Consider the following 21,185-nt stretch of genomic DNA (forward strand, 5'->3'; position numbering starts at 1 on the left):
TCCACGTGTTCGGTATTTCGTCGCTCGTTCGAAATGCTGGCGTGACGGTAATGACGGGCCAGGGCAGGTGTCAATGGTTCGCGCAAGTACGCTGACGTCATGAGTGATCTCGGGGCGGGTTTCGGATACTTGATCAAGGGCCAGCGCTGGGCTTTCGGGCACGGCCGCCAGCTCGGTCTGGGCCTGCTGCCCGCGCTCATCACCCTCGTCGTCTACGCGGGCGCGCTCGTCGGACTCGGTTACGGCGCCGACGACTTCGTCGGCTGGGCCACCCCCTTCGCCGACGACTGGTCCTCGCCCTGGCTGGGGCTCCTGCGCAACACCCTGACCGTCCTGGTCTTCGCCTTCGGGATATTCCTCGCGGTCATCACCTTCACCGCGGTGACCCTGCTCGTCGGCCAGCCGTTCTACGAGTCGCTGTCCGAGGCGGTCGACCGCAGCGAGGGCGGCGAGGTACCGGAGTCGGGCCTGCCGCTCTGGCGCGAACTCTGGATCTCCGCCCGTGACTCCGTCCGCATCCTGCTGCGCGTCGCGTTCTACGGCGTGCTGCTCTTCGCCCTCGGGTTCATCCCCGTCGTGGGGCAGACGGTGATCCCCGCGCTCGGCTTCTGCGTCTCCGGCTACTTCCTCGCCGAGGAGCTCACCGCCGTGGCCCTCCAGCGCCGCGGCATGGTCCTCAAGGACCGTCTCCGGCTGCTGCGCGGACGCCGCGCCCTGGTGCTCGGCTTCGGCGTCCCGCTCACGCTCGCCTTCCTCGTACCCTTCGTCGCCGTGCTGCTGATGCCGGGCGCGGTCGCCGGCGCCACACTCCTGGCCCGCGACCTCACGGCCACGCCCGAGGACCCGGAGCCGGTCCGCGAGCCGCACTCCCTGCGCAAGGACTGACGAGCGGGGGCGGACGCGCCGCGAGGGACACGCGTCCCGAGGCCTGGGGGCACGGACACTGCTCGGGTGGGTACCCGCCCCCCCCGGCAGACGAACGGCACACCAGGAGCAGCCCGAACATGGCGTCGCACGTGACAGGTTCCCCGAAAGCCTCCGCCGAGATGTTCCTCGACGACCTCCGCGAGCGCCTCGGCGACCTCGTCGACGCCTCCTCCCTGACCAGAGCGCTCTACTCCGCCGACGCCTCGAACTACCGCGTCGTCCCCCGGGCCGTGGTCGTGCCCCGGACGAAGGAGGACGTGATCGCGGCGGCCGGTGTCGCCCGCGCCCACCGGGTTCCCGTCACCGTCAGGGGCGGGGGCACCTCCTGCGCCGGCAACGCGGTGGGCCCGGGGCTCGTCATCGACTTCTCCCGATCCATGAACAGGATCCTCTCCGTCGATCCGGAGTCCTCGACGGCCGTCGTCGAGCCCGGCACCGTCCTGAGCACGCTGCAGAAGGCGGCCCTGCCCTTCGGACTGCGCTTCGGCCCCGACCCCTCCACCGCCACCCGCTGCACGATCGGGGGCATGATCGGCAACAACGCCTGCGGGCCGCACGGCCTCTCCTACGGGCGTACGGCCGACAACGTCGTGTCGATGACCTGGCTGACCGGCCGCGGCGAGATCATCACAGCCGGCGCGGGGAGCGACGCGCTCGACGCGGTGCCCGGCCTCGACTCCTTCGTCTCGGAGCATCTGGCCGTGCTGCGCACCGAGTTCGGACGCTTCGGACGCCAGATCTCCGGCTACTCGCTTGAGCACCTGCTGCCCGAGAACGGACGGAACCTCGCGGCGGCCCTGACCGGTACCGAGGGCAGCTGCGGCATCCTCCTCGAAGCCACGATCCGGCTCGTCCCGCAGGCACCGGCGCCCGCCCTGGCCGTCCTCGGCTACCCCGACATGGCCGCCGCCGCGGACGACGTCCCTCATCTGCTCCCCTTCCGCCCGCTGGCCCTGGAAGGGCTGGACGCACAGCTCGTCGAGGTCGTCCGCCGGGCGCACGGCGGCGTCGGCGTCCCTGACCTGCCCTCGGGCGGTGGATGGCTCATGGCGGAGATCGGCGGAGCCACCTCGGAGGAGGCCGTCGAGGCCGGGCACCGGCTCGTCGCCGCGTCCGGCTCGGCCGACGCCGTCGTCCTGCCCACCGGCCCCGACGCGACCCGGCTCTGGCAGATCCGCGCCGACGGCGCCGGGCTGGCCGGACGCACCGCCACCGGCGCGCAGGCCTGGCCGGGCTGGGAGGACTCGGCGGTCCCCCCGGAGAGGCTCGGGGACTACCTGCGCGGGCTCGAAGCCCTGATGGCCGAGGAGGGCCTCTCCGGGCTCGCCTACGGCCACTTCGGCGACGGGTGCGTCCACCTGCGCATCGACTTCCCGCTCGAAGCCGGGGGAGCCCTCATGCGACGGTTCCTCGAACGCGCCGCCGCCCTCGCCGCCGGGCACGGCGGCTCCCTCTCCGGAGAACACGGCGACGGGCGGGCCCGCTCCGAGCTGCTGCCCGTCATGTACAGCCCGCAAGCCCTGCGCGCGATGGAGGAGTTCAAGGCCCTCCTGGACCCCGACGACCTCATGAACCCGGGCGTCGTCGTCCGCCCCGCACCGCTCGACGCCGGTCTCCGCCGGCCCCGGGCACTCCGGCTGCTGGCCACCGACGGCTTCGCCTTCCCGCACGACGCGGGCAGCGTCACCGACTCGGTCCACCGCTGCGTCGGGGTGGGCAAGTGCCGGGCCGACCTGCGTGGGGAGGGCGGGTTCATGTGCCCCTCCTACATCGCCACCCGGGACGAGAAGGACTCCACCCGAGGCCGTGCGCGCACCCTCCAGGAGATGCTCGACGGCGGAGTCGTCACGCGCGGCTGGAGCTCCCCGGAGGTCCACGAGGCCCTCGACCTGTGCCTGAGCTGCAAGGCCTGCGCGAGCGACTGCCCCACGGGCATCGACATGGCCACGTACAAGTCGGAAGCCCTCCACCAGACGTGGAAGGGGCGCCTGCGCCCCCGCAGCCACTACACGCTCGGCCGTCTTCCGCAGTGGCTCAGGCTCGCCGCGCCCGTGGCCCCGCTCGTCAACCTCGCGGGCCGCGTCCCCCCGCTGCGCAAGGCGATGCTGCACATGATGGGAGCGGACACCCGCCGGTCACTGCCCCGGCTGCCCCTCAGACCGTTCCGCTGGAGCAAGCAGAGCAAGCAGAGCAAGCAGAGCAGACAGAACAGGCCGGGCAGGCACCGCGGCGGGATGCCCAGTGCCCCGCAGGTACTCCTCTGGGTGGACTCCTTCTCGGACGCCCTGGACCCGGGCATCCCCCGGGACGCCGTCGAGGTCCTCACCGCCGCCGGGTGCGACATCGAGATCGCGGGCCCCGGGGCCTGCTGCGGCCTCACCCTCGTCTCCACCGGACAGCTCACCGCCGCCAAGGCCACGCTCACCAGGACGCTCGACCTCCTCCACCCCCGGGTCCGCGAGGGGAGGACCGTCGTCGGCCTGGAGCCCAGCTGCACCGCGACACTCCGCTCGGACCTCCTGGAGCTCCTGCCCGAAGACCCCCGCGCCGCCGAGCTGGCCCGCTCGGTCGTGACCGTCGCCGAGTTCCTCGCCTCCATCGGCTGGACCCCGCCGCGGTCGGCGGAGAAGCTCCTCGTCCAGCCCCACTGCCACCACCACGCGGTCATGGGATACGGCCCGGACAGGGCCCTCCTGGAAGCCATGGGCTGCGACGTGGAGATCTCCGCGGGATGCTGCGGCCTCGCCGGGAACTTCGGCATGGAGAAGGGGCATTACGAGCTCTCCGAGCGGATCGCGCGGGAGGGCGTCCTCGCCGAGGCGTCCGCCGCCCCGGACCGGAGCGTCCTCGCCGACGGGTTCTCCTGCCGCACCCAGATCCGCGACCTCGCGGGCCTCGACGGCCGGCACCTGGTGCAGATCGTCGCCGAGGCCCTGCGGCGGGGCGGGGCCGTGGAGGACTGAAGGGCTCAGCGCACCGAGAAGCCGTACACCGTCTCGGAGACGAACTCCTCGCCCGGCCGCAGCACGGTCGACGGGAACTCGGGGCGGTTCGGCGAGTCCGGGAAGTGCTGGGTCTCCAGCGCGATCCCGGCGCACGGCTCGAAGGGGCCGCCGAGGTGGTCGGCCGTGTACAGCTGGAGGCCGGGCTCCGTCGTACGGACCGTCAGCAGGCGCCCGGACGCCGGGTCGTGGAGCTCGGCGACCGGCTCCCCGCCGGTCTCGTCCAGGACGTAGTTGGTGTCGTAGCCGGGGCCCACCGGCTTCGCCTCGCGGAAGTCGTACCTGGTCCCGTCCACCGGTGCGAACACGCCCGTCGGGATCGCCTGGTCGTCCGAGGGGGTGATCCGCCCGGCGGCCAGCCGCAGTTCGTGCCCGAGAGCGCTCCCACTGTGCGCCCCGGCCAGATTCCAGTACGTGTGATTCGTCAGGTTCACCACGGTCGGCGCGTCCGTCGTCGCCCGGTAGCCGACCCGCAGCGCGCCGTCCTCGTCCAGGGTGTAGGCCACGGAGAGCGCGAGACGCCCCGGGAAGCCCTCCTCGCCGTCCTCGGAGACCAGGGAGAGCCGCACGCCGTCCGGCAGCTCCTCGGCGTCCCACACGCGCTTGTCGAAGCCGCGCTCCCCGCCGTGCAGCGCGTTGCGGCCCTCGTTGGCCGTGACCTGGTGCGTACGCCCGTCCAGGACGAAGGAGGCACCCCCGATCCTGTTCGCGTACCGGCCGACCACGGCGCCGAAGTACGGGCTCGCGTACGCCTCGTACTCCTTGGCGTCCGGCAGCCCGAGGGCCACCTCGGCCCGTGTGCCGTCCCTGCCGGGGACCTCCACCGACTGCACCACGGCGCCGTACGTCAGCACGCGCACCCGAGTGCCCGCGCGCTCCAGGGTCCAGCGCCTGACCGGCGTGCCGTCCATGAGGGTGGAGAAGTCTTCGCTCTGTACCGCTGTACCCGTTGTCACGATCAAGAACTTTACGCCGAGGGCGAGGCGGCCGTGACCGCGCGGTAAGCGATTTCGGCCAGCCTGGCCTGGCCGTCGCGCCCCGGATGGAACCAGTCCCACTCGCTGAGCTGCTCACCCGTGAACCGGTAGTCGAACACCGCCCCGCCGTCGTCACGGCAGCGCTCGTCCCGCGCGCAGACGTCCCGCAGCACCTCGTTGTAGGCGACGACCCGCTCCCGCACCGCGTCGCGCCGTGCGACGGCCGCCGCGCCCATGTCGTCCGCGTCGCCCAGCATCGACCGGCAGATGCCCAGCTTCCAGATCTGCTTGCCCAGCGGGTTCTCGCGCCCCGTCGACCAGAGCCGCTTGAGGTCCGGGACGCTCGACACGTACACCTGCGCCTCGGGTGCCGCCGCGCGCAGCTGCCGCATCGACGCCTCGAAGGAGGCCCGGAAGTCGGCCACCGGGGTCATCAGCTCCACCGAGTCCCGGCAGGCGTCGTTCGCGCCGATCATCACCGTGACCATCTCCGGCTCGTCCTTGGCGGCCAGCGCCATCTGCTCGGGCAGCTGAGCCATCCTGGCGCCCGACACGGCGTGGTTCCAGCTGTGCGAGGCCGTCCTCGACGCCCCCAGGATGCGTACGGCGAGGCTCCGCACCCCGTCGTCCGTCCCGGTCGCCCAGGACACCTCGGGGCAGTCGGCCAGCACGGAGCAGGCGTCGAAGCCCCGGGTGATGGAGTCCCCGACCGCGGCGATGGAGGCGGGGCGCACGTCCCACACGGGCGTCGGCGAGGGAGAGGGGCCCCGCGACGCGGCGGAGCCGCGCTCCGGCCCGTCCTGGCCGGCGGTGCAGCCCGTGAGCACGGCCGCGGTGACGGACACGACCGCCGTCAGAGTGGTGAACGCCCTGTGGACGCGACGGCGTGACACATGCTCAGCCATCTCTGATTCCCCTCCGGTCACACGAGTGATTGTGCCCCTGGCACAACCGACAGCCCCAGGTGGCGGCCCTCGACCCCCTCGCGGGTGAATGGCGCGCGAATCATGGGCCCGGGACCGACCGTACGTCACACAACCGGCCCCGGCGCACGGTAGCTTTTCCCCGTCGAACCAGTGGCGCCCGGCCGGCCCGCGGACGAATCGGCGGGTCCGGTAAGTTCTCTCACGTCACATACTGTCCCTTTTCAGGAGATTCACTCCCGATGCTGTTTACTGTTGACAACCTCGGGAGCCGGCCGGGAAGAGGCGGTACGGGCGCGAGGCCGCTGGGGAAGGCGAACCTCGTCCCACACTGGAGGTCCCGGTGACGACACGTGGAGTCCTGTACGTTCACTCCGCACCGCGCGCGCTGTGCCCGCATGTCGAATGGGCGGTGGCGGGTGTACTCGGTGTGAGAGTCCAGCTCGACTGGATCAGACAGCCGGCCGCGCCCAGCACCTGGCGGTCCGAATTCTCCTGGAAGGGCCGCGCGGGCACGGCCTCGGAGCTGGCCTCGGCCCTCCGCGGCTGGGACATGCTGCGCTTCGAGGTGACGGCGGAGCCGTGCCCGACGGCCGAGGGCGAGCGCTACAGCTCGACGCCCGGCCTGGGCATCTTCCACGCCGTGACCGGCATGCACGGCGACATCCTGATCCCCGAGGACCGTCTGCGGGCCGCGCTCGCGCGGTCCGTGCGCGGCGAGACGGATCTGGAGGTGGAGGTCGCCAAGCTCCTGGGCAAGCCGTGGGACGACGAGCTGGAGTCTTTCCGCCACGCGGGCGAGGGCGCGCCCGTCCGCTGGCTGCACCAGGTGGTCTGACCTCCGGTGAAGGACCCGCACCACCACCAAGCCGAAACGTTCCTCCGCAGGGCACTGCTCGGCCTGGCCTCACTCTTTCTGGCGCAGGGGGCGAAATTCAGCCCCGCCGGCGTTTGAGGCGCTGGGGTCCGGGGGCGGAGCCCCCGGGAACCGGCTCTCGGTATGCGTGAGGCCCGCCCCCCGGTGCGGGAAGCGGGCCTCAGCAGAGACGCGGGGTCAGACCGAGCGGAACGCCAGCACCACGTTGTGGCCACCGAAGCCGAACGAGTTGTTGATCGCGGCGATCGGCCCCTCCGGCAGCGCGCGCGGCTCGCCCCGGACGATGTCCGCCTCGACGGCCTCGTCGAGGTCGTCGACGTTGATGGTCGGCGGAGCCGTCCGGTGGTGCAGCGCCAGCACCGTCGCCACGGTCTCGATACCGCCCGCGCCACCCAGCAGGTGACCCGTCATCGACTTGGTGGCGGAGATCGCGACATGGTCCAGGTCGTCGCCCAGCACGGCGCGCAGCGCCTTGATCTCGGCGACGTCGCCCTGGGGCGTGGACGTGGCGTGCGCGTTCAGGTGCACGACCTCCGACGGCTTCAGATCCGTGGAGTCCAGCAGGTTCTGCATCGCCGCGGCGATGCCGCGCCCCGTGGGCTCGGGCTGCGCGATGTGGTGGGCGTCGGCCGAGAGGCCCTGGCCCAGCACCTCGCAGTAGACCTTGGCGCCCCGCGCGGCGGCGTGCTCGGCGGACTCCAGGATGACGACGCCCGCGCCCTCGCCGAGCACGAAGCCGTCACGGCCCGTGTCGTAGGGACGCGAGGCCTTCTCGGGCTCGTCGTTGCTCTTGGACATCGCCATCATGTTGGCGAACGCCGCGATCGGCAGCGGGTGGATGGCCGCCTCGGTACCACCGGCGACGACCACGTCGGCACGGCCGGTGCGGATCATCTCGACGGCGTAACCGATGGCCTCGGCACCCGACGCGCAGGCCGAGACCGGGGTGTGGACACCGGCCTGGGCGTTGACCTCCAGGCCGACGTTGGCCGCCGGGCCGTTGGGCATGAGCATCGGAACGGTGTGCGGGGAGACGCGGCGTACGCCCTTCTCCTTCAGCACGTCGTACTGGTCGAGCAGGGTGATCACGCCGCCGATACCGGAGGCGATGACCGAGCCCAGACGCTCGGGCTGGATCTTCTCGTCCTCGCCGGCCTTGCCGGTGTAACCGGCGTCGGCCCACGCCTCGCGGGCGGCGATCAGCGCGAACTGCGCCGAGCGGTCCAGCTTGCGGGCGAGCGGACGGGGCAGTACATCGCCGGGGTCGACGGCCGCGAGGGCGGCGATCCGGACAGGCAGTTCGGCGAAACGTTCGCCCTCGAGAGGCTTGACGCCGGAACGGCCGGCCATCAGACCTTCCCAGGTCGATGCGGAGTCGCCACCCAGCGGAGTGGTTGCGCCGATACCGGTGACGACCACGGTGCGATTGGTCGGGCTCACTGGAAAATCTTCTCCACGTGTAGAGGGTCGTGAATCAGCGGCGCCACCGCCGGGTGGCGACACACGGGACGGGCTGGGATCAGCCCTGGTGCTTCAGGATGTAGTCGGCGGCGTCGCCGACCGTCTTGAGGTTCTTGACGTCCTCGTCGGGGATCTTGACGTCGAAGCGCTCTTCGGCGGCGACGACGACCTCGACCATGGACAGCGAGTCGACGTCCAGGTCGTCGGTGAAGGACTTGTCCAGCTGGACGTCCTCGACCGGGATACCGGCGATCTCGTTGACGATCTCGGCGAGACCGGTGACGATCTCTTCCTGAGTGGCGGCCATGTTGGCGCTCCTTCGATGTGTTTCTGCAGGGTTCGGGCGTGCGGACCGAAAGGTCCGGTGTGCCTAGGGGAGGGTAACGACCGACGCGGCGTAGACGAGACCCGCCCCGAAGCCGATGATGAGCGCCGTGTCGCCGCTCTTGGCCTGACCGGTCGCCAGAAGCCGCTCCATCGCGAGCGGAATCGAGGCGGCCGACGTGTTGCCGGTGGTTTCCACGTCACGGGCGACCGTGACGTGCTCCGGCAGCTTCAGTGTCTTCACCATCGAGTCGATGATCCGCATGTTGGCCTGGTGCGGAATGAAGACATCCAGGTCTTCCGGGGAGATCCCGGCCGCTTCCAGCGCCTGCTGGGCGACCTTTGCCATCTCGAAGACGGCCCAGCGGAAGACCGCCTGGCCCTCCTGGGTGATGGCGGGGAACTTGACCTCGCCCCGCTCGTTGAGCGGCAGGTTCGAGACGTCGCCGATGTGGAAGTCGTTCCACGCGACGGTCTGCTTGATCGTCTCGGACTTGTCGCCCTCCGAGCCCCAGACCGTGGGGCCGATGGCCGGCTCCTGGGACGGGCCCACGACGACCGCGCCCGCACCGTCGCCGAAGAGGAAGGCCGTCGCGCGGTCCTCCAGGTCGGTGAGGTCGCTGAGCCGCTCGACGCCGATGACGAGCACGTACTCCGCCGAGCCCTCGACGATCATGCCCTTGGCGAGCGTGAGGCCGTAGCCGAAGCCCGCGCAGCCGGCGGAGATGTCGAACGCGGCGGGCTTGCCCGCGCCGATCCTGTGCGCGATGTCGGTCGCGACGGCGGGGGTCTGCTTGAAGTGCGAGACGGTGGAGACGATGACTCCGCCGATCTGCTCGGGAGTGATCCCGGCGTCGGCGATCGCCTTGCCCGAGGCCTCCACGGACATCATCGACACGGTCTCCTCGTCGGAGGCCCAGTGGCGGGTGGCGATACCGGAGCGGGAGCGGATCCACTCGTCGGACGAGTCGATCGTCTCGAGGATCACCTCGTTCGGCACGACACGGGTGGGGCGGTAGCCGCCGACACCCATGATCCGTGCGTACGGGGCGCCCTTGCTGGGCTTGATCTTCGACATGCTCGCGGGCTCCTTAGGCACCCGCGTGCTCGGAGATGAGCGCGCGGGCGGCGTCGAGGTCGTCGGGGGTCTTGAGCGCGAGGGTCGGCACACCGGGCAGCGCGCGCTTGGCGAGCCCGACCAGGGTGCCGCCGGGCGCCGCCTCGATGAGGGCCGTGACGCCGAGCGCCTTGAAGGTCTCCATGCACAGGTCCCAGCGGACCGGGTTGGCGACCTGGCCGACGAGCCGCGAGACGACCTCGTCGCCGGAGGCGACCGTCTTCCCGTCGGCGTTCGACACGTACGTCACCTTCGGGTCGGAGACCGTCAGGGCGGAGGCGGCGGCACGCAGCTTCTCCACGGCCGGGGCCATGTGGTGCGTGTGGAAGGCGCCGGCCACCTGGAGCGGCACCACGCGGCGCACGCCTTCGGGCTTGTCCTCGGTCAGCGCGGCGATCTGGGCCGCGGTGCCGGCGGCGACGATCTGGCCGCCCCCGTTGACGTTGGCCGGGGTGAGCCCCAGCTTCTCCAGGTGGGGGACCGTGACGTCCGGGTCCCCGCCGAGGAGCGCGGCCATGCCGGTCTCGGTGACCGCGGCGGCCTCGGCCATGCCGAGCCCCCGGGTGCGTACGAGACTCAGCGCGGCGTCGTCACCGATGACACCGGCGAGCGCGGCGGCGGTGATCTCACCGACGCTGTGGCCCGCGACGACGCCGGGCGAGGCGTCCAGGGCGGCCGCCGAGATGAGGCCCGCGGCGACCAGCAGCGGCTGAGCCACCGCCGTGTCGCGGATCTGGTCAGCGTCGGCCTTCGTGCCGTAGTGGGCAAGGTCGAGCTCGATGGCGTCGGACCAGGCCGCGATGCGGTCGGCGGCACCGGGGAGTTCGAGCCAGGGAGTCAGGAAGCCGGGCGTCTGAGCGCCTTGGCCGGGAGCGACGAGTACGAGCACCCTCACACTCTCTCTTGTGGACGGCCCCGGACGCCCGTGGGGACAAGGACGAAGAACCGTCAGGGGAATTGTTGAACTTCGACAAAAGTCTAGGGCTGGGCGTCACCGGCGGCCAAGCGCCCCAGGATGAGGGCGATCCGCAGAGTGAAAGCGGAACGGACGTCGGAGGGCGACCACCCGGTGACGTCGGTCACACGTCTCAGCCGGTAGCGCACGGTATTGGGGTGCACGAACAGCATCCGTGCCGCGCCCTCCAGGCTGCTCGCCTGCTCCAGATACACACTCAGCGTCTCCAGAAGTGCCGAACCCGCTTCTTCGAGCGGTCTGTAGATCTCCTCCACCAACTGATCGCGCGCGGCAGGGTCTCCCGCCATCGCGCGCTCCGGAAGGAGATCGTCCGACAGGACGGGCCGCGGAGCGTCCTGCCACGCCGAGCATGCCTTCAGTCCGGCCGCGGCCGCCTGCGCGGACCGGGTGGCCGCGAGCAGGTCCGGGACCACGGGACCGGCGACGACGGGACCGGCCGCATAGGGCCCGATCAGCGACTTCGCGACGTTCAGGGGGTTGTCGCTGCCGCCCGCGATCACCACGAGGCGGTGTCCGAGCACTCCGGTGAGCACCTGGAGCTTGGCGTGCCTGGCCGCCCGCCGGATGGCCTCCACGGTGAGCTCGCTGTCCCCGTCGGGGGCGGTTCCCAGGACGACGCACACATGTTCGGGGGAGTTCCAGCCGAGCGCGGCGGCCCGGGACACCGCGCCCTCGTCCGCCTCGCCGGAGAGCACGGCGTTCACCACGAGGGACTCCAGCCGGGCGTCCCACGCCCCGCGCGCCTCGGCGGCCTGGGCGTAGACCTGGGCGGTCGCGAAGGCGATCTCGCGGGCGTAGACGAGCAGTGCCTCGCGCAGCACCGACTCGTCGCCGGGCGCCGCGACCTCCTCGATCGCGGTCTCCATGACCTCGATCGTCGTACGCACCATCTCGACGGTCTGCCGCAGGGTGATGGCCCGGGTGAGCTCGCGCGGAGCCGTGCCGAAGACGTCGGTGGAGATCGCCTGTGGTGTCTCCGGATGACGGAACCACTCGGTGAACGCGGCGATACCGGCCTGGGCGACCAGGCCGATCCAGGACCGGTTCTCCGGTGGCATGGCCCGGTACCACGGCAGCGTCTCGTCCATGCGGGCGATCGCGTTGGCGGCCAGCCGGCCGGAGGCCTGCTCCAGCCGTTTCAGGGTCGCGGCGTGGAGATGGGGGTCATGCGCGGCGGGCTGTTCAGGATCGGGTCGGGGCACGCACACAAGACTGCCTTATCGGGGCAGGTGTCCGGATGGGTGGGGCGTCAGGTCGGCGAGCGGGGATACCGTGGAGGCGTGATGGACGTACGCCGCTCCGGCGACCGCTTCCGCGGCGGGGACCCGGCCACGGGTGACTCCGCGGGCATCGAGACGCTGCACGCATTCTCCTTCGGGCGGTTCTACGACCCGGACAATCTGCGCTTCGGGCCGATCCTTGCCTGCAACGAGGAGCGTCTCGCCCCGGGCGCCGGCTTCGAGGAGCACCCGCACAGCCACACCGAGATCGTCACCTGGGTGGTGGAGGGCGAGCTCACCCACCGCGACTCGGCCGGGCACTCCACGGTCGTACGGGCCGGAGACGTCCAGCACCTCAGCTCGGCCGCGGGTGTGCGGCACGTCGAGCGCAACGACGGCGCCCACCCGCTGACGTTCGTCCAGATGTGGCTGGCGCCCCTGGAGCCGGGCGGCGAGCCGGCGTACACCCATGTCGCGGGGATAGCCGACTCCACCCCGTACGCCCTGCCCGAGGCGGGCGCGATGCTGCACGTGCGCCGCGTGTCCGAGGGCGAGCGGACCGCCGTGCCCGACGCGGCGGGGGTCTACGTCCATGTCGTACGGGGCCGGGTGCGGCTCGCGGGCGAGGAGCTGGAGCCCGGCGACGCGGCCCGGATCACGCACGCGGAAGGGCTGGAGCTGGAGGCCCTGGAACCGGCCGAGGTGCTGCTCTGGGAGCTTGCCTCCGTGTGAGGGTCCGTCCCCTTCCCGGCACCCGGCGGGGGCCGGGACTTCATCTCGCGGACACGAGGGCGCCAGTGGGCCCGGCCATGATCGGGCCGTCCCCGACCCCCTGCCTGGAGGCCCTCATGTTCCGCCGGACCCTGTCCGTCCTCGCCGCCGCCGTCGCGCTCGCCACGGCCGGTTCCACCGTGCAGGCCTCGGCCGCCGACGGCGCCTCCCGCCCTGGCGCCCGTGTGCTGGACGTGATGTCCTTCAACATCCACCACGCCCAGGGAACCGACGGCGTGCTGGACATCGAGCGGATCGCCCGCGTGGTCCGGTGGAGCGGTGCCGACGTCGTGGGCCTCCAGGAGGTCGACAACCACTACTCGGCACGCAGCGAGTGGGCCGACCAGTCCACCGAGCTGGCCGCAGCGCTCGGCTACCACGTCGTGTTCGGCGCGAACATCGACAACGCCCCGCCGGCCGGGAGCGAGCACCGCGTGCAGTACGGCACCGCGATCCTCTCCCGCTACCCGATCACCGCCTCGGAGAACACCTGGCTGTTCAAGTCGCCGGGGCAGGAGCAGCGCGGCCTGCTGCACGCCACGATCGACGTCCACGGCAAGAAGGTGGAGTTCTACAACACCCATCTCTCCGCCAGTTCGCAGACCGACCGCCTCCAGCAGACCGCTCAGGTCGTGGACCTGATCGGCGCGAGGAAGCCCGGCATCCTGGTGGGCGACTTCAACGCGCTGCCGGACGCCCCGGAGTCCCAGGCGCTGCAGAAGGCCTACACCGACGCGTGGGCCAGGTCCCCGCACCCGCGCGGCGACGGGGCGACCCACCCCTCCGAGGCCCCCACCGCGCGGATCGACGTCATCTACACGACCAAGGACGTCAAGCCGCTGATCACTCGCGTCGTGAACAGCGAGCCAACCGCCTCCGACCACCTGCCGCTGCTCAGCAAGGTCCTCGTCACCCGCTGATCGGGTGTGGCAATGGACGTGGGGACGCGGGTCACACGCTCGTGGTGGAGCCCGGGCGGACGATCATCAGTACGACGACCACGGCCCAGATCAGGTTGAAGATGCCGGTGAGCATCGTCAGCCGCGCCGCCGTGGCGCGCGCGGTCTCCTCGGTGGGCGCGGTCCCGTCCTCGGCGAGCAGGAGTCGCTGCCGGGGCAGGATGGCGAACCCGAGCAGGGCCGCGGCGATCACGGTGAGGACGAGCGAGGCGATCAGCCAGGCGTCGGTGAGCACCCCGAGCGCGGCACCGGTCGCTATGCCGAACACGGGTACGACGATGCCCCCGAGTGCGTAGCCGTAACAGATCCGGTGCAGGAGCGCGGCGACCCCCGAGGACCGGGATGCCTCCTCCGCGCCGTCCAGTGCCCGCAGCGCGTAGCGCGGGAACATCGAGGCGGCGACGGTGATCGACCCGACGGTCACGATCGCCGCCAGGACATGGATGGACAGCAGTAGCTTGGTCACTTCGGGCGCCTTCTGCTCAGATGTATATGTTGGCTGCCAATACATACACTGCCTACGGCTCTTTTGGGTAGGCTGCCTACTCATGAAGGCGGATGCGGTGCGAGGGCACCTCGACGGACTGTTGCTCGCCGTGCTGGAGCAGGGCCCGCTGCACGGGTACGCGATCATCGCCGCTGTGCAGCGCCGCAGCGGCGGAGTGGTCGAGCTGCGCACGGGCACCATCTATCCGGCACTGAACCGGCTGGAGCGGACCGGGCTGCTCAGCAGCAGCTGGGAGTCCGTCGGCGAACGGCGACGGCGCTGCTACGAGCTCACCGAGGAGGGGCGGCGCACCCTGGCGGGGGAGCGGACGGCCTGGGACGAATTCACCACGGCGATCGGCTCCGTCCTCAACCCGGCCGCCCCGCCCGGGATCACGACGTGAACGCCGCCGACGGACCGGCCGACCCCGTCGCGGACTACGCGGCGGCCCTGACGGCCGCCCTGCACGGGCCCGTCGCCGAGAAGGCCCGCATGATCGAGGAGCTGCGCGACGGCCTCGCGGACACGGTCGAGGCCCACGTCGGCGAGGGGAAGCCCTACGCGCAGGCGGCCCGCCTGGCGGTGCGGGAGTTCGGGACCGTCGAGGAGATCGTGCCGGTCTGCCAGCGCGAACTGGCCATCGCCCAGGCCAGGCATACGGCCCGGGCGGTCGTCCTCGCGGCGCCCTTCCTGATCGCCTGCTGGTACCTGGCCCGGACGTCCGGTTCCGTCGGCGTCGCCTGGCAACCGGCCCGTGCGGCCCAGTCGTTCGCGGTGTGCCTGGCCGGAGTGGCCGTCGTCGCCGCGCTGCTCGCCGCGTCGGCGGCGGCAGTCACCGGCGTACTCGCCCGCCGGCTGCCCACGCCGCCCCGGCTGCCCCTCATGGTGGCCTGGGCCGGTACCACGACCAGCGTCGCCATGGCGTTCGCGACGCTCACGCTCGCCCTTGCCGCCGCACTCGCCACGGACTGGCCGCTGTTCGCCCTGGCGGGCGCCCTCTCGGCCGCCTCGCACGCCGTGGTGGCCTCGTCGGCCCGCGCCGGCCGCCGCTGCGCCCGCCTGGCCCTCGCGTAGGGCTCGTGGAGGGCGCTCCGGGCCCGGGGGCGCGGGTCTCGACGGCGTCCGGTGGCACGTCTGCGCTTCGGTGCCTTCGATGTCGGTGTTGGCGGTGCCGTCGATGTCGGCGGTGACTGCGGGGGCGCCTGCGGTCACGGGGGATGGCGGAGTGCTGCGGAATCGTGGAACGGCTGCTCGGAAGACGGGAGTTCCTGCCGGGAAGGCCGCCTGACGACGGCCTTCCCGGCCGGGTCACTCGGCCTTCAGGTCATTCGCGATCATGGACGTGGTGGAAGCCAGACGCCCGATGCCCTTCTGCACCTCGCGTATGCCCGCGGAGGCCCGGGGCTGGTCATCCGCTTCCGCTCCGGCGACGCACTCGTCGCCTCCATGCTCGAAGGCCGTCAGGGCTTCCTTCCAGAAGCCCTCGGCGTTCTCGCTCGGGATGGCATCGAGCTCCTTGGCCTCGGCCACCTTCGTCAGCAGCTCCTCGCAGGCGGCGCCCCAGGTGTCGATCGGGCCCACGCTCACCTCGTTGACCCGGCTCGACGATTCGGAGAGTGCCTTGATGCTCTGTTCGCCCCCGAGGAGTACCAGTCCTCCAGATTCCCGCCCGGGTTCGAGCCACAGCCGACGAGCAGCGCCCCGGTGGCGACGGCGACGGCGAGTAAACGGACACGGATACGCATGTAGCCCCCTTGTTCGGTCGTGCGGATGCTGCCAGGAATTGCCCGGCCGGACACGACGGATGAGGGAATTGCGGGCGGGCTCCCAGCATCCGCCGTCCGACGGACGCGACCGTGTCCGGCTCCGGTGACGCGGAGGCATCCGGGGCGGGGAAGGGGCTGGAGGCGAGGACCGGGGCGGAGGGCGGTGGAGAGGGCCCCCGGGCGTGACCGACCCCGGATCTCCGAGGCCCGTCCGCGCGGTGCGGGGCCGGCCGGCTACTGCTTGCCGGTGCCGACCGGGTCCACCACGACGTTCTGGTCGGCGCCGTCCGCGATCTGGAGGCGGAGGGAGACCGACAGGGCCTTGGAGTGGGTCTCGTCGGGCGGGGTGACCTCGATGGCGCTGACGTACACGCCCGTGCCCTCGGCAGGCGGGTAGTGGAGGGTGAAGCGGGTGGTCTCACCGTTGGCGAGGTCGACGACCGGGGCGGCGACTTCGCTGCGCTTGGCGCTGAGCGGCCCCGAGGCGTCCTGGGACCTCAGGTCGACCCCGGGGAATCCCTTCAGGGTGCAGGCATCGCCGGTGTTCCTGAGGCTGACGACGAGGTCGCCCTCGGCCATGCCGTGAGCGGTGCCGAAGGCGAGGTTCGACGTCTTGCAGGCGCCGGTGGTGATCATTCCGCCGCCGCTGCCCCGGGCGCTCTCCGGCTCCGTCGCGGTCGATCCCTCGCCGCCGGCCGTGGCATCCTCGTCGGTCGCGGTGCCGCCGCCGGAGGACGTGGTCGCGGCGGAGGAGGACGGCCCGGAGTCGTTCGTGCCCGCGGCGGAGTCCTCGTTTCCCTGGCAGGCGGTGAGCGAGAGGCCCGTGGCGAGTACCAGGGCGGCGAGGGTGAGCTTCTTGGCGCGCATCGTTCGGTCCTTTGCGGTCGGTGCCGGCGTTACTGATCACTAGGACCGGCCCCGGCCCGTACGGCGTTGCGCCAGGCCACCCGCTCATACATGCCTGTTACACGCGATTGCGGGGTGCGGGGTGCGCCCGTACCGCCCGGGCCCGCCGCACCACCGGGTTCCGCGCATCTCGCCGTGGACTACCGGGCTGCCCGGCGGCTGGGACACACCCGTGACGGCCGGCCCTTGAACATCGCGGGCGTTGCAGCCTCTTCACGCGCACGGCACCGTCCGCACACCCGTCCGTCCCCGTGCCGGGGGCTCACTTGCTCCGGCTGTCGTCGTACGTGGTCCTGCTGTCCTGGATGGCGCCGTTGTGCTCGATGGCCCAGCGGGCGAGTGCCAGAGCGGGCGGGATGAGGCTCTTCCCCCGGGTGGTGAGCTCGTACTCGACGCGGGGCGGGACCTCCGCGTAGGCGGTGCGGGAGACCAGCCCGTCCCGTTCGAGGTTGCGCAGGGTCAGCGTGAGCATCCGCTGCGAGATGCCGGGGATGTGCTGGTGCAGATGGGAGAAGCGCATGCGCCCCTCGTCCAGCGTCGCGACGACCAGCATCGTCCACTTGTCGCAGATCCGGTCCAGGATCGCCCGGATCGCCTTGCCGCCGTCCCCCCGGATCATGCAGGTGTGCTCGTACTGCTCCACGACAGCTCCTTGTGCGTAACCCACATCCGTGTGCCTTTTGCAGGCCTCCCACCAGTCACCCATGATGAGGCAACTTACGGTTCGTAACTAACGGGAGATCCCTCATGCAGGTCGCGTACTGGATCGTCGCCGGGCTCCTGGCCCTCTTCTACGTCTACTCCGGGGGCATGAAGGCCGTGCGGAGCCAGGAGCAGCTGCGGCCCATGATGGGCTGGGTCGATCAGACGCCCATGGCCCTCGTGAGGGTGATCGGGGTCCTGGAGATCCTCGGTGCGCTCGGCCTCGTGCTGCCGCCGCTCACCGGCGTCGCGGTCGGGCTCGCCGTCGCCGCCGCGGTCGGCCTGGTCCTGGTGCAGATCGGTGGCATGGCGCTGCACCTGTCCCGTGGCGAGGTGCGGGTGATCGGGCTGAACGTCGTCCTTCTGGTGCTGGCCGCAGTGACCGCCTGGCTGGGCACCGTCTGGCTCTGACCCGCGCGGGCGCTCAGGGCTTCGAGGTGTCCGTCAGCCTGTCCAGCTCGCGCATCGCCTGGGCGTGCGCGCTCATCCGGCGGGTCACGGTACCGATGGTGAACAGGGACCCGCCGGCCACCGAGATCGGTACGGACAGCCCGAGCACCCCCAGGACCTCCGGCCAGTCGCGCTCCTGCTGGCAGTAATCCCCGTGCCCCTTGCCCTCGTTGGCCGTGCTCCACTCGGTGAAGAGCCGGGACTCGCACTCGTCGGGATACTTGTCGTCCGGCTTCCGGTCCGCCGTGTACGGCGTCAGCAGAAGAACGCCCACCCAGACCCACAGGACAGCGGCCAGGGACAGCAGGACCAGTCCCCACGTACGTATCCTTCCGGCCCGGTCGCGGAAGTCGAGGTCGAAATCACGTGATCGCATAGCCGCCGAATCTAGCCGAGCCCGCAGCTGCGCGGGACGCCCGGGGGATCAGCCCGTGTGACACCGCAGCCACGCGTCCAGGGCGGTGAAGTCCGCCTCGGTGAGCCCCCGCCAGGCCTCCACGCGGTGCAGGAGGGCGGGACCCGGGTGGTGCGCCTCCACCCAGACCCGGTCGATCTCCGTGATCTCGTCGTCCACCCAGGCGAAGGAGCGCCCGGCGGCCCAGCCCACGAGCCCCGGGGTCTTCCAGTGCAGCCCCGGCGGCTCCTCGGGAGCCGGGTCAGGCCAGTCGACCAGGGGCAGTTCGGGCAGACCGAGCCACGGGGCGACGCAGGCGTTCGCTTCCGACATCCACGTCGTGGCCCACACCAGCTCGCACGGAAGCGCCATCAGACGGGGGCCGTGGGCGGGATCGATCCGGGTGACCAGCGGATTCGCGTCCGCCTCCCCGGAGAACGTGCCGTGGGCCGGATACCCGTCCGGGCGCTGTTCCGGGGTCGCACCGAAAGGAAGGAGCGGCCCGTCGACATCGAGGAACAGCAGGGGCAGCGCTGAAGGGGTCACGTCTGCACCGTAACGACGCCCGGCCGCCCGTGCACCGCGAAGGGTCCCGCAGGGGTGCGGTATCGCCGCGCCCAGCCGCAGCCCGCCCTCACCCGGCCGTCCCCGGTGCCGAGGAGAGCGCGGGACGGGACGCCCGGGCCACCGGAGCCAGCCCGGCCATGAGGAGCAGTCCGCCGACCGGCAGCAGGTCCAGGTTTACCGCGAAGAGCAGGAAGCCGGCGAGTACGAGCAACGGACTCCAGGCGGGCAGCAGACGGGGTGTGGCGGTCACCGCCATGACCAGCAGGGTGAGCCAGCCGCCCTGGAAGGCGAGCGGGCCGATCATCTCCAGCGGTTCGGGCAGCGGCGCCGACGCGGCCAGGTCCGAGAACAGGTCGCCGAGGATCACCCAGAGGAAGCAGGCGATGCCCAACAGGCTGACCGCCGTGGCCGCGTTCGCCACGAGCCGCCTGCCCGGCCCGGTGCCGAGGACGAGTCCCCGCAGTGCGAACGTCACCACGCCGAAGAGCAGGAAGCCGAAGAGGAACAGGGTGTGTCCGAGGTTCCACGCGAACCCGGGGCCGTGGTCCCCGTCCAGGCCGTCGACGAGTCGCAGGAGGCCGTAGAGGACCAGCAGGAGCGGGGCGATGAGGGCGGGGCTGGTGCCGCCCTTGAGTCCGGAAGTCATGCTGGAAGCCTCACAGGCCACAGCGCTCCGGCCTATCGGGGGCGTCCCCCACGCGACCCGGGGATGTGCCCCGTAGGGGCCGGTCCCACCCCGAACGTCCTTGCAGGTCAGTGGACTTCGACGCTGAGGCGAGTGCCCCGGCGCCCACGTGCCCGGTGGACGGAGGCGCCGGACGGGCTTCCTGTCCCTGACTGGGAGCGGTCAGCGCAGCCCGTCCACGAAGGCCTGCCAGGCGCCGGTGCCCACGATCAGGACGGGACCGGCCGGGTTCTTGCTGTCCCGGACGGGGACGGAGGCGGCGCAGCCGTCGGCGACCTCGACGCATTCGCCGCCGGTGTTTCCGCTGTACGAGGACTTCCGCCAGGCGGCGCCGCCGGTGACGGTGCACTCGACGCAGTCGCCGCCGGTGTTTCCGCTGTAGCTGGACTTACGCCACGCCGCGCTCTTCAGGTTCGGGCCGGTCGCCATAACGCTCCTCCATCACACGGGTGATCAGTGCCGCGGATTCCTCGATGGAGAGGGCTGCGGCCTGCAAGTGAGCGTAACGGCGTGCGGCCTCCCTGATGGTCTCGGGGCTGGCGGTCATGTGGCCGGAGATGAGGTCTTCGGTGTAGATCAGATCAGGATCCTCGTCGAAGCGCAGAAGGTTGAACGACCCTGCGAGGCTTGAGTGTTCACCAGCAGCAAATGGCAACACCTGGACCCGCATCCACCGGTGCCTGGTGAACTCCAACAAGCGGGCCAGTTGGTTCCGCATGACCTCGCGACCGCCGATCGGCCGGTGCAGCACCGCCTCGTCCAGGACGGCCCAGGCCAGGGGTGGTTGCTGTCGTTCCAGGATGCGCTGGCGTTCCATGCGGGCCGCGAGCAGCCCCTCCAGGTCGTCCGGCATGCCCGTGACCAGTACCGCCCGCGCGTACTCCTCCGTCTGCAACAGCCCGTACACCAACTGCGCCTGATACGTGGAGATGTACGTCGCCCGCGCCTCCATCTCCGCGTACGGCTGGAACCAGTTCGGCAGTTGGCTCCGCAGGACCAGACCGACCAGCCGCGAGAACACCCCGTCCGTGCCCAGCGCCGCGTCCAGGCGCTCCGAGAAGTCGCGGGTCGGCACCTTCCTGGTCGTCTCGATCTGGCCGATCAGCGAGCCCGTGCAGAAGATGATCTCGCCCAACTGGCCCTGTTTCAGGCCGTGGGCCTCCCGCTGGCGGCGCAGTTCCCAGCCGTAGTAGTCCAGGGGTGAAGCGCTGGGGTCGAGCGACTGCACGTTGGCCACGGCGGGGGCACCTCTCGCGTCAACACCTGTCGGCGTTCGTTTCAGGTCGTAGCCGAGAGTAATCAACGCACTGCACGCTGGTGACATGAATCACGTAACCGATACCCGGACCGGTGACGCGGAGGCCGCCGTCTACCGCGCCGAGTTGGCGATCGGCGAGCACTCCGCCCGCCATCTGCGCCGCATCCTCCGGCTGTACCTCAACGGCTGGGGCCTGCTCGATGTCGCGGACGCGGCGGAACTCGCCATGACCGAGCTGATCGCCAACGTCGTGCGGCACGTGCCCGGCCGCCGCTGCCAGACCATGATCTTCCTGCTCCCCGGGAGGGGCGTGCGGGTCGAGGTCGCCGATGCGTCGCCCCGCCTGCCCCGCCCGGTCGTGGGCGACGCGCTCGACGAGGGCGGACGAGGGCTGTTGCTGGTCGACGCCGTCACGGACGACTGGGGCGTCGAGACG

General features: G+C 71.3%; 24 protein-coding genes and 1 pseudogene. 9 read left to right on the top strand and 16 right to left on the bottom strand.

Features of this window, described 5'->3' with window-relative positions:
- Positions 1–99: 99 nt before the first annotated feature.
- Both AMK10_RS10255 and AMK10_RS10260 read left to right on the top strand, forming a co-directional pair.
- A complete protein-coding gene (locus AMK10_RS10255; protein ID WP_073747172.1) occupies positions 100–885 on the top strand; it encodes an EI24 domain-containing protein in 786 nt (261 codons plus the stop codon).
- A 119-nt stretch (positions 886–1,004) separates the two neighbouring features.
- On the top strand, positions 1,005–3,890 hold the full coding sequence (locus tag AMK10_RS10260) for an FAD-binding and (Fe-S)-binding domain-containing protein (protein ID WP_073747174.1): 2,886 nt from the start codon (positions 1,005–1,007) through the stop codon (positions 3,888–3,890).
- A 5-nt stretch (positions 3,891–3,895) separates the two neighbouring features.
- Here the strand turns inward: AMK10_RS10260 and AMK10_RS10265 are convergent, their stop codons facing one another.
- A complete protein-coding gene (locus AMK10_RS10265) occupies positions 3,896–4,840 on the bottom strand; it encodes an aldose epimerase family protein (RefSeq protein WP_073747176.1) in 945 nt (314 codons plus the stop codon).
- A 56-nt stretch (positions 4,841–4,896) separates the two neighbouring features.
- Positions 4,897–5,811 carry an SGNH/GDSL hydrolase family protein gene (locus AMK10_RS10270; RefSeq protein ID WP_073747178.1) on the bottom strand — a complete coding sequence of 305 codons (915 nt, stop codon included), beginning with the start codon at positions 5,809–5,811 and terminating at the stop codon, positions 4,897–4,899.
- 361 nt (positions 5,812–6,172) lie between these two features.
- Here AMK10_RS10270 and AMK10_RS10275 point away from each other — a divergent pair, with 361 nt between their 5' ends.
- Positions 6,173–6,667: a DUF3145 domain-containing protein gene (locus tag AMK10_RS10275; protein ID WP_073747180.1), complete on the top strand. Its 495-nt coding sequence runs from the start codon at positions 6,173–6,175 to the stop codon at positions 6,665–6,667.
- Positions 6,668–6,883: 216 nt separating this feature from the next.
- On the opposite strand, the gene fabF is transcribed toward AMK10_RS10275, so the two are convergent.
- The 5 genes from fabF to AMK10_RS10300 form a co-directional block, all read right to left on the bottom strand.
- Positions 6,884–8,146 (bottom strand): beta-ketoacyl-ACP synthase II, encoded by a 1,263-nt coding sequence (gene fabF, locus AMK10_RS10280; RefSeq protein ID WP_073747182.1) that lies wholly within the window; start codon positions 8,144–8,146, stop codon positions 6,884–6,886.
- Between the two features lie 79 nt (positions 8,147–8,225).
- The gene (locus tag AMK10_RS10285) at positions 8,226–8,474 is read right to left on the bottom strand and encodes an acyl carrier protein (RefSeq protein WP_014045780.1); all 249 of its coding nucleotides are present in this window, start codon (positions 8,472–8,474) and stop codon (positions 8,226–8,228) included.
- Between the two features lie 63 nt (positions 8,475–8,537).
- Positions 8,538–9,569 (bottom strand): ketoacyl-ACP synthase III, encoded by a 1,032-nt coding sequence (locus tag AMK10_RS10290; RefSeq protein ID WP_073747184.1) that lies wholly within the window; start codon positions 9,567–9,569, stop codon positions 8,538–8,540.
- 13 nt (positions 9,570–9,582) lie between these two features.
- The gene (locus tag AMK10_RS10295) at positions 9,583–10,497 is read right to left on the bottom strand and encodes an ACP S-malonyltransferase (RefSeq protein ID WP_073748019.1); all 915 of its coding nucleotides are present in this window, start codon (positions 10,495–10,497) and stop codon (positions 9,583–9,585) included.
- An 89-nt stretch (positions 10,498–10,586) separates the two neighbouring features.
- Complete coding sequence (locus AMK10_RS10300) at positions 10,587–11,786, bottom strand: PucR family transcriptional regulator (RefSeq protein WP_198959669.1); 1,200 nt, start codon at positions 11,784–11,786, stop codon at positions 10,587–10,589.
- Positions 11,787–11,864: 78 nt separating this feature from the next.
- Here AMK10_RS10300 and AMK10_RS10305 point away from each other — a divergent pair, with 78 nt between their 5' ends.
- Both AMK10_RS10305 and AMK10_RS10310 read left to right on the top strand, forming a co-directional pair.
- Positions 11,865–12,536, top strand: a complete 672-nt coding sequence (locus tag AMK10_RS10305; protein WP_073747188.1) for a pirin family protein — start codon at positions 11,865–11,867, stop codon at positions 12,534–12,536.
- 116 nt (positions 12,537–12,652) lie between these two features.
- The gene (locus AMK10_RS10310) at positions 12,653–13,495 is read left to right on the top strand and encodes an endonuclease/exonuclease/phosphatase family protein (protein ID WP_073748020.1); all 843 of its coding nucleotides are present in this window, start codon (positions 12,653–12,655) and stop codon (positions 13,493–13,495) included.
- A gap of 31 nt (positions 13,496–13,526) precedes the next feature.
- Here AMK10_RS10310 and AMK10_RS10315 read toward each other — a convergent pair whose 3' ends face one another.
- Positions 13,527–14,000: a DUF2269 family protein gene (locus AMK10_RS10315; RefSeq protein ID WP_073747190.1), complete on the bottom strand. Its 474-nt coding sequence runs from the start codon at positions 13,998–14,000 to the stop codon at positions 13,527–13,529.
- Between the two features lie 82 nt (positions 14,001–14,082).
- Here AMK10_RS10315 and AMK10_RS10320 point away from each other — a divergent pair, with 82 nt between their 5' ends.
- Positions 14,083–14,424 (top strand): PadR family transcriptional regulator, encoded by a 342-nt coding sequence (locus AMK10_RS10320; protein WP_073747192.1) that lies wholly within the window; start codon positions 14,083–14,085, stop codon positions 14,422–14,424.
- On the top strand, positions 14,421–15,095 hold the full coding sequence (locus tag AMK10_RS10325; RefSeq protein ID WP_073747194.1) for a permease prefix domain 1-containing protein: 675 nt from the start codon (positions 14,421–14,423) through the stop codon (positions 15,093–15,095). The genes AMK10_RS10320 and AMK10_RS10325 overlap by 4 nt, the downstream gene beginning before the upstream one ends.
- Before the next feature lie 234 nt (positions 15,096–15,329).
- Here AMK10_RS10325 and AMK10_RS10330 read toward each other — a convergent pair whose 3' ends face one another.
- The 3 genes from AMK10_RS10330 to AMK10_RS10340 form a co-directional block, all read right to left on the bottom strand.
- On the bottom strand, positions 15,330–15,602 hold the full coding sequence (locus tag AMK10_RS10330) for a hypothetical protein (RefSeq protein ID WP_073747196.1): 273 nt from the start codon (positions 15,600–15,602) through the stop codon (positions 15,330–15,332).
- 419 nt (positions 15,603–16,021) lie between these two features.
- Positions 16,022–16,654: a DUF4232 domain-containing protein gene (locus tag AMK10_RS10335; protein ID WP_073747198.1), complete on the bottom strand. Its 633-nt coding sequence runs from the start codon at positions 16,652–16,654 to the stop codon at positions 16,022–16,024.
- A gap of 301 nt (positions 16,655–16,955) precedes the next feature.
- On the bottom strand, positions 16,956–17,336 hold the full coding sequence (locus AMK10_RS10340; RefSeq protein WP_073747200.1) for a winged helix-turn-helix transcriptional regulator: 381 nt from the start codon (positions 17,334–17,336) through the stop codon (positions 16,956–16,958).
- A gap of 104 nt (positions 17,337–17,440) precedes the next feature.
- Between AMK10_RS10340 and AMK10_RS10345 the strand changes: the two genes are divergently transcribed.
- The gene (locus AMK10_RS10345; RefSeq protein WP_073747202.1) at positions 17,441–17,806 is read left to right on the top strand and encodes a DoxX family protein; all 366 of its coding nucleotides are present in this window, start codon (positions 17,441–17,443) and stop codon (positions 17,804–17,806) included.
- 13 nt (positions 17,807–17,819) lie between these two features.
- Here the strand turns inward: AMK10_RS10345 and AMK10_RS10350 are convergent, their stop codons facing one another.
- The 5 genes from AMK10_RS10350 to AMK10_RS10370 form a co-directional block, all read right to left on the bottom strand.
- Complete coding sequence (locus AMK10_RS10350) at positions 17,820–18,221, bottom strand: hypothetical protein (RefSeq protein WP_073747205.1); 402 nt, start codon at positions 18,219–18,221, stop codon at positions 17,820–17,822.
- A 48-nt stretch (positions 18,222–18,269) separates the two neighbouring features.
- Positions 18,270–18,785, bottom strand: coding sequence for a hypothetical protein (locus tag AMK10_RS10355; protein WP_073747207.1), 516 nt, complete (start codon positions 18,783–18,785; stop codon positions 18,270–18,272).
- 88 nt (positions 18,786–18,873) lie between these two features.
- The gene (locus AMK10_RS10360) at positions 18,874–19,452 is read right to left on the bottom strand and encodes a hypothetical protein (protein WP_073747209.1); all 579 of its coding nucleotides are present in this window, start codon (positions 19,450–19,452) and stop codon (positions 18,874–18,876) included.
- 201 nt (positions 19,453–19,653) lie between these two features.
- Positions 19,654–19,920: a DUF397 domain-containing protein gene (locus tag AMK10_RS10365; protein WP_073747211.1), complete on the bottom strand. Its 267-nt coding sequence runs from the start codon at positions 19,918–19,920 to the stop codon at positions 19,654–19,656.
- Positions 19,880–20,728: a helix-turn-helix domain-containing protein gene (locus AMK10_RS10370; protein ID WP_073747213.1), complete on the bottom strand. Its 849-nt coding sequence runs from the start codon at positions 20,726–20,728 to the stop codon at positions 19,880–19,882. Before AMK10_RS10370 ends, AMK10_RS10365 begins: the two co-directional genes overlap by 41 nt.
- Positions 20,729–20,813: 85 nt before the next feature.
- Between AMK10_RS10370 and AMK10_RS10375 the strand changes: the two are divergent.
- Positions 20,814–21,155, top strand: a pseudogene (locus AMK10_RS10375) (ATP-binding protein); the annotation flags it as partial.
- Between the last annotated feature and the right edge of the window lie 30 nt (positions 21,156–21,185).

This window comes from Streptomyces sp. CB02058 (assembly GCF_001905505.1).
Lineage (GTDB): Bacteria > Actinomycetota > Actinomycetes > Streptomycetales > Streptomycetaceae > Streptomyces.

Bases quoted from the DNA above. Each gene is read 5' to 3' on its own strand.
- AMK10_RS10255 (WP_073747172.1), top strand. From the start codon at position 100: ATGAGTGATCTCGGGGCGGGTTTCGGATACTTGATCAAGGGCCAGCGC.
- AMK10_RS10260 (WP_073747174.1), top strand. From the start codon at position 1,005: ATGGCGTCGCACGTGACAGGTTCCCCGAAAGCCTCCGCCGAGATGTTC.
- AMK10_RS10265 (WP_073747176.1), bottom strand. From the start codon at position 4,840: ATGGACGGCACGCCGGTCAGGCGCTGGACCCTGGAGCGCGCGGGCACT.
- AMK10_RS10270 (WP_073747178.1), bottom strand. From the start codon at position 5,811: ATGGCTGAGCATGTGTCACGCCGTCGCGTCCACAGGGCGTTCACCACT.
- AMK10_RS10285 (WP_014045780.1), bottom strand. From the start codon at position 8,474: ATGGCCGCCACTCAGGAAGAGATCGTCACCGGTCTCGCCGAGATCGTC.
- AMK10_RS10290 (WP_073747184.1), bottom strand. From the start codon at position 9,569: ATGTCGAAGATCAAGCCCAGCAAGGGCGCCCCGTACGCACGGATCATG.
- AMK10_RS10310 (WP_073748020.1), top strand. From the start codon at position 12,653: ATGTTCCGCCGGACCCTGTCCGTCCTCGCCGCCGCCGTCGCGCTCGCC.
- AMK10_RS10320 (WP_073747192.1), top strand. From the start codon at position 14,083: ATGAAGGCGGATGCGGTGCGAGGGCACCTCGACGGACTGTTGCTCGCC.
- AMK10_RS10335 (WP_073747198.1), bottom strand. From the start codon at position 16,654: ATGCGCGCCAAGAAGCTCACCCTCGCCGCCCTGGTACTCGCCACGGGC.
- AMK10_RS10345 (WP_073747202.1), top strand. From the start codon at position 17,441: ATGCAGGTCGCGTACTGGATCGTCGCCGGGCTCCTGGCCCTCTTCTAC.
- AMK10_RS10350 (WP_073747205.1), bottom strand. From the start codon at position 18,221: ATGCGATCACGTGATTTCGACCTCGACTTCCGCGACCGGGCCGGAAGG.
- AMK10_RS10360 (WP_073747209.1), bottom strand. From the start codon at position 19,452: ATGACTTCCGGACTCAAGGGCGGCACCAGCCCCGCCCTCATCGCCCCG.
- AMK10_RS10365 (WP_073747211.1), bottom strand. From the start codon at position 19,920: ATGGCGACCGGCCCGAACCTGAAGAGCGCGGCGTGGCGTAAGTCCAGC.